Raw genomic sequence first — 6549 nt, forward strand, 5'->3', positions numbered from 1 at the left:
ATTGTGGAAATCTCTAGAAAAGCTGGGAAACAGGTAATTGTGCGCTCGAATTTAACTATTTATTTCGAGAAAGGATTTACTGATATTCCTGAATATTGCGCTGGCCATCAGTTGCGGGTGGTGGCTTCTTTACCCTGTTATCTTGCCGATAATGTGGATAAAATGCGCGGGGAAGGAGTCTATGATCGATCGATTGCCGCTTTACAATGGTTAAACCGTCTCGGCTACGCTCAAGAGCCGAATTTGATTGTGGATTTAGTCTATAATCCCCAGATTCCTAAGTCAGAGAATTTTTCTCTTACACCGGATCAGGTATCCCTAACACGGGATTACAAAAAGTTCTTGCAAGAACATTTTAATATTTCTTTTAACAATCTGTTTACTATCACTAACCTACCCGTCGGAAGAACCCGTTTCCATCTGGAACACCGGCAACTCTATCAACCCTATCTTCAATTCCTCGAAGACCATTTTAATGGCGATACTGTCGAGCATTTGATGTGTCGTAATCAGCTTTCGATCGATTATTTGGGTAATATCTATGACTGCGATTTTAATCAGATGGAAGATCTGGCCGCTTGCACCGGTCAAGACCAAAAATTAACCCTGTCGGATTTATTACAAGCGGATAGTTTAGATCTAATTGCAGAGGTACAAACCGCTTCCTATTGCTACGGTTGCACTGCCGGCAGCGGTTCCAGTTGTGGGGGAGCTTTGATTTCAAGCTGAACAAGTGTACTGGATTGACAGCGCATCTCGACAAATTTAGTACAAATGCTCGGACTAGCTTTCCCTGCTGCCAACTCCGGTGCTGTCTTAACGAGTAATCTTAGATAGGGTTTGCGGCAAAAAGTTTTTCGTGGGGGCAGGGTGTGGGGTGTGGGGTGTGGGGTGTAGGGTGTAGGGTTTTACCGATTTTGAGGGGGTCAATTACCTAATTTTCAGGGAAAAAGTACCTGAATTTTCCCCCCGCTCACTCCCAGGTCCGGTACTTTTGGATTGACAAAAAGTCTAAAAGTCTTATCCAGCAAGGTTTTTAGATTTATTCAGCAAGCCCTAGATAGTCAAAAGTTTGGCTAATGATTAGGGACCAGAAAAAACCGCCGATTCGATATCTTGGCGACTAAGGGAGTATTTAAAAGCGCGATTGATATCACTGCCGTCATTGGCTGCCCGAAAGTAACGAACGGTGATTTCTTCGATATCGAGGCAGATTTCCGCTTTCCATGTCAGTTTTTCCACAGTCCAACAGTGGATATTCTCGGTATTTTTCCGACAACCTAATTTAACTAGCCATGCTTCGATCGCCGGTAAGGGATGATTATAGAGGGGAGTATCAGCAGTGGGAATCTTCATCGCATCTAAATCAAAAATAATTGGGCTACAGTGACGGCATTCTCTCCTCGAAGCATAGCAATAATCACCGCTAGTAACAAGCAGCCCAGCAGGGTGAGTGCCAAGATAAACAAAGCAAAAATCTCTCCCGAAGATAGGGGGCGATCGGTAGGATCGAGATAGGCGCTACGATTAGCTATGGGTTGATCGCCATCCGGGATAGTTTGGATGACATTCCAGCGCGAGTAACCTATCTGTAAATCATACAGGGAACGGCGATCGGGATTACTCAGGGTGGCATAAGCTTCGTTAAGACGCTGGAATTTAACCGTTGCCACTTCGGGGCTGAGTTCGGTAGTATCGGGGTGGTATCGTTTGCTCAGTTCCCGATAGGCTCGTCGCACTTCGATCACCGAGGCACTCGGATGTAGTCCTAGAATGGCATAATAAGTATCGGCAAAGCGCGAGTTAGCGGCAATGACTCGCGAGGTGGTTTGGGAATTATCGCGATCGAAGGTCACAAGATTTTTTACCGAAAAATTGGGTTTAAAGCCTCGCCCTTTTAGGGCGACTTTATCTGATGTATGATATTAAGAATAGCGGGCCGGGTAAGCAACCGCTTAAAAAACCCAGTCATCGCAGGATGAACGCACCTTGAAAACTAGAGTTATGGGGTTCTATAGGGGAATGCTCCTATAGGTAAAAGCTCTAAGCGTCAAGTACCAGAGAAACCAATTATTTTAGAGGTTTTGAACTGTATCCTAGGGCATAGGAAAACAGGCTTCTGTAAGGGAGCGAAAGTCTGAGGAGAGAACCACCTCTGGGTGGGATTTCGCCAGGAATCTAATTCAAGTGGACTCGTTGAGCCAGAAATTCTCAGCAGTGATGCTAGAAGAATCCACGTCTGTTTACGGCGTGGGGTATGTCAAACTAAAAATTGTCTTAATATTCTAACCCTGTTGATCATGAAATCTCGTTATCGGCTGCGTCTTCAGATCTTTCTTGTCTTTCTCATTGTTGCTCTGACGAGTTTGTCTCCTTGGCTAACCCCTAGCGCCTATGCGGGGATCGATGATGATCGCCTCGATGGTAATATTTTTGTGGTCTATGCGGGTAATGGTTCCCTCGTACCACCGCGTTTAAATTTAGCGGAAACTTTTCAACGGAAAATTCCAGCTATAATCGTCTATTATCTGGATGATAGTAGTGATTGTAAGCGATTTGCGGCGATTGTCTCCCGTTTTCAAGAGTTTTACGGTCGCGCCGCCAGTATTATCCCCGTTACTGTCGATTCTATCCCCTTAAAGTCTTCCTATCGTCCCGATGAACCGGGTTACTATTATCGTGGTGGGGTTCCCCAAACGGTGGTTTTAGACCAACAGGGTAAAGTGGTTTATGATGGTTTGGGCAATGTTAAATATGAAGATGTGGATGATGTCTTAAGAAAGGTTTTTGAGCTTCTGCCTCGATCAGAATCGGTAGAGTTAAAAAGACGCTCTTTTAACGAGTTTAACGCTGAATTGCGCTAGTTACCTCTTTTTTATCCTCAATTGAACCAAAAATAATCATTTAGAGATGCTGTCAGCAGCGTCTCTATCTTGTTTTTAGGAACAATAAAATTATTTACTTATTGCTTTTATTATCATTTAAGATTTATTTGAACCGATAAATGCTAGGCAATTCAGATTTTATCTGGAGTAACACTTGAAAAATATTAGCAATAGTGCCAGACTGGAAAAAGTTTGCTAACCTGATTATACTGAGAATAATAATCATTCTTGTAGGTGTGGGAGACAGCAATGAAAATAAAGCAAAATTTCCTAACAGCAGCGATATTACTGGGTTTTTCTGGTCCGGTACTGGCTAATAGTCTCGAAAACCTCTCTAGTAACCCCATGGCACAGGTGACGACGGTGAATCAATTGCGGGATGTTTCTCCCACCGCCTGGGCTTTTGAGGCCTTAAGAAGTCTCGTGGAGAGGTATGGTTGTATAGTAGGTTATCCTGACCGCACTTTTCGCGGTGAACGCGCTTTAACTCGTTGGGAATTTGCCGCCGGGTTGAATGCCTGCTTAAATACCCTAGAAAGATTGATTCAAGAAGGAGTAGCGGTATTAAAAGAAGATCTAGACAAAATCAAGCGATTAGTCAAGGAATTCGAGACAGAATTAGCGGCCTTAGGGGCTAGAGTTGATAACTTAGAAAATCGAGTCGCTTTTCTGGAAAATAATCAATTTTCCACCACTACTAAATTAACCGGGGAAGTGGTGATGGCATTATATGGGGTAGCCACAGGAGAAAAAAACGGTGGTGAAGGGATTCCCCAAGTACCAGCTTTTGGTTATCGGGCCCGTTTAGAATTAAATACTAGCTTCACAGGCAAAGATTTACTCTATACCCGTCTAGCAACGGGAAATATTGCCGATTTAGCCGATACCACGGGAACTTTTGCAAGTACCTTAGCCTTTACCCAACCGGACGGCAACGATTTATTGGTAGAAGTTTTAAACTACAGTTTCCCCGTCACGGAAAATATCCAACTCTGGTTAGAAGCGACGGGAGGTGCTAAAGATGACTTTACCAATACCCTCAACTTTTTGGATGGAGATGGTGCTAGTGGGGCGCTTTCCGCTTTTGGTACTCGCAATCCCCTTTATTTTGCCCCCGGACAAACTGGACTCGGTTTACAGGGTAATTATGGGGCTTTGCAATTCAGCGCCGGTTATCTTGCTGGGGATGCTAACGATCCTAACCCGGGAGCGGGTTTATTTAACGGTTCCTATACTGCCCTAGGGCAGCTGGGTTATGTTCCAAACGATAATTTTGGCATTGCTTTATCCTACTTTCATGGTTATAACCAATTAGACACGGGAACGGGAAGTCAGCGCTCGAATTTCCGATTTTTCACCGAAGAACTATTCGGGGAGGCTGTCCCGACCATTAATAATAGTTTGGGTTTACAATTTAGTTGGCGAATTGTCGATGGTTTTGTCCTCGGTGGTTGGGGTGGTTACACAAAAGCTATCACCCTTAGCACCTTAGATGGACAACTAGAACGCGGGGATTTAGATATCTGGAATTGGGCGGTAACTTTGGCTTTTCCTGATTTATTTAAGGAAGGAAATACGGCCGGTATTATTGTTGGTATGCAGCCCTGGGTATCTAGTTCTAGTATTAGATTAAATGATGGCAGTTCCACTAATGATCCCGATACTTCCTTTCATATCGAAGGATTTTATGAGTGGAAACTTACCGATAATATTGCCCTTACTCCTGGGGTAATCGTGATTACTTCTCCTAACTCAAATAACAACAATTCCACCTTAGTTATCGGTACTATCCGCACGACTTTTACTTTCTGATTTGTCTAGGCAGCCGGTCAGAAATAAAGATAAAGTATGACGGGATTTGACATCATCTCTCGACGACCGGCTGCTGTTCCGACATTCCAAACCCTTAACTATAGCACTTTTCACGTTACTGAGGTATCGACAAGTTTTGCCAACAAAGGGTTCCCTTGCCCATGCCTCATTTTGATGAGGTGCTGCCAGAGCAGCAATGCCGACCCCTAGTTTAGAATGGGTTTGTAGGGGGAACGAAAATACTCAAGAATCTGATGGAAATTGGTAGTGCTAAACAAGTAATGATAAATCCAAAGAGGAATTATAGTGATGGATAAAATACTAGATCCCCCCGATCCGTAGGGGATTTTGGACAATTAGGCATGGCGGAGAGACACTTGATTTTTAGCGACTATTCTATCATCATTACTTCTTGAGGACTACCGTAAAAAGCAAAAAGCGGCTAAGTTTGCCTTTTGCTCCCTCTTATCTATTCCTCTCGATAATTTTCACTCAAATCATGAAAAAACGCTTACAATGGCTAGGTTTAATCATTATCACCCTGATGGGTGTCCTAGCTTTTCGTTCCCCGGCAATTGCCCAAACCCCGCGACATTTTACCGATTTAACTTTTCCTCCCCTTCCTGAAGTTACAGTTCCCCAATACGAACGTTATCAACTAGATAATGGTATGGTGGTTTATTTAGTGGAGGATCGGAGCTTACCTTTAGTGAGTGGTACGGCGATGATTCGGACGGGAGGAAGATTAGAACCGGGGGAAAAAGTCGGATTAGCCGATATTACTGGAACCGTGCTGCGTAGCGGTGGCACGGAAAAACATCCTTCTAATGTCTTAAATCAATTATTAGAACAAAGAGCAGCCCTCGTAGAAACCTCGATCGATCTTAACTCTGGAACTGCTAGTTTTAGCGCTCTTAGTGAAGATTTAGAAGCAGTTTTTAATCTCTTTGCCGAGGTTTTGCGTTCCCCAGCTTTTGAAAGTCAGAGGGTGGAATTAGCTAAAGTTCAGGAAAAAGGAGCGATTGCTCGACGTAATGATGATCCCAGTGATATTGCTAGTCGGGAGTTTAAAAAGCTAGTCTATGGTGATAGTAGCCCCTACGCTCGTACTGTAGAATATAGCACTTTAGCTAATATTGATCGTCAGGATTTAATCGATTTTTATCGTACCTATGTCCGTCCCGACCAAATAATTTTAGGAATTGTCGGTGATTTTGATTCTCAGTCGATGAAAGCATTAATCAATAAGACTTTTAGCGATTGGAAAAATCCCGCAACTGCCCCTAAAATTGTCACCCCTTCGGCAACCCAAAAAAATCTTCAAGGTGTCTTTATTGTCAATCAACCCCAATTAACCCAGAGTAGCGTTTTATTAGGTCATCTTGGTGGTCGTTTGGATAGTCCCGACTATCCCGCTTTAACGGTATTAAATGAGATTTTAAGCGGTTTTGGTGGTCGTTTATTTAATGAAGTACGTTCCCGTCAAGGATTAGCTTATTCTGTCTATGGTATCTGGAATAGTCGTTATGATTATCCCGGTTTATTTATTGCGGGAGGTCAAACTCGCACCGATGCCACCGTACCTTTTATTAAGGCAATTTTAGGCGAAATCGAACGCCTTCGCAATCAACCCGTTACTGCCAAAGAATTGGAAGATGCTAAAAATGCTATTCTCAATTCTTTTGTTTTTAAGTTTGAGAAACCTGCTCAAAATTTATCGCGATTGATGACCTATGAATACTATGGTTATCCCCAAGATTTTATCTTCCGTTATCAACAAGCGGTAAAAGGGGTGACAATTGCCGATATTCAACGAGTGGCCCAACAATATCTGCAACCGAATCAAATTGTG

Annotated in this window: 6 protein-coding genes; 4 read left to right on the forward strand and 2 right to left on the reverse strand. The window is 43.3% G+C overall.

Features of this window, described 5'->3' with window-relative positions:
• Window positions 1-729, forward strand: a 729-nt coding sequence (locus tag PX484_RS11125) for a DUF3641 domain-containing protein (protein WP_288103839.1), incomplete at its 5' end; no start/stop codon positions are given.
• Between the two features lie 354 nt (window positions 730-1083).
• Here the strand turns inward: PX484_RS11125 and PX484_RS11130 are convergent.
• Both PX484_RS11130 and PX484_RS11135 read right to left on the reverse strand, forming a co-directional pair.
• Window positions 1084-1356, reverse strand: a complete 273-nt coding sequence (locus PX484_RS11130) for a DUF3143 domain-containing protein (RefSeq protein WP_287766975.1) — start codon at window positions 1354-1356, stop codon at window positions 1084-1086.
• 5 nt (window positions 1357-1361) lie between these two features.
• Window positions 1362-1856, reverse strand: a complete 495-nt coding sequence (locus PX484_RS11135; protein ID WP_288103841.1) for a J domain-containing protein — start codon at window positions 1854-1856, stop codon at window positions 1362-1364.
• A 444-nt stretch (window positions 1857-2300) separates the two neighbouring features.
• Between PX484_RS11135 and PX484_RS11140 the strand changes: the two genes are divergently transcribed.
• The 3 genes from PX484_RS11140 to PX484_RS11150 form a co-directional block, all read left to right on the forward strand.
• Complete coding sequence (locus tag PX484_RS11140) at window positions 2301-2864, forward strand: thylakoid membrane photosystem I accumulation factor (RefSeq protein ID WP_287766973.1); 564 nt, start codon at window positions 2301-2303, stop codon at window positions 2862-2864.
• Between the two features lie 270 nt (window positions 2865-3134).
• Complete coding sequence (locus PX484_RS11145; RefSeq protein WP_004268890.1) at window positions 3135-4697, forward strand: iron uptake porin; 1563 nt, start codon at window positions 3135-3137, stop codon at window positions 4695-4697.
• 499 nt (window positions 4698-5196) lie between these two features.
• Window positions 5197-6549, forward strand: a 1353-nt coding sequence (locus tag PX484_RS11150; protein ID WP_288103842.1) for a M16 family metallopeptidase, incomplete at its 3' end; no start/stop codon positions are given.

Origin of the sequence: Microcystis sp. M49636_WE2 (assembly GCF_030065375.1) — a bacterium.
GTDB lineage: Bacteria > Cyanobacteriota > Cyanobacteriia > Cyanobacteriales > Microcystaceae > Microcystis > Microcystis aeruginosa_C.

Excerpts from the sequence above, each read along its gene's own strand:
- PX484_RS11145 (WP_004268890.1), top strand. The coding sequence starts at position 3,135 with ATGAAAATAAAGCAAAATTTCCTAACAGCAGCGATATTACTGGGTTTT.
- PX484_RS11130 (WP_287766975.1), bottom strand. The coding sequence starts at position 1,356 with ATGAAGATTCCCACTGCTGATACTCCCCTCTATAATCATCCCTTACCG.
- PX484_RS11140 (WP_287766973.1), top strand. The coding sequence starts at position 2,301 with ATGAAATCTCGTTATCGGCTGCGTCTTCAGATCTTTCTTGTCTTTCTC.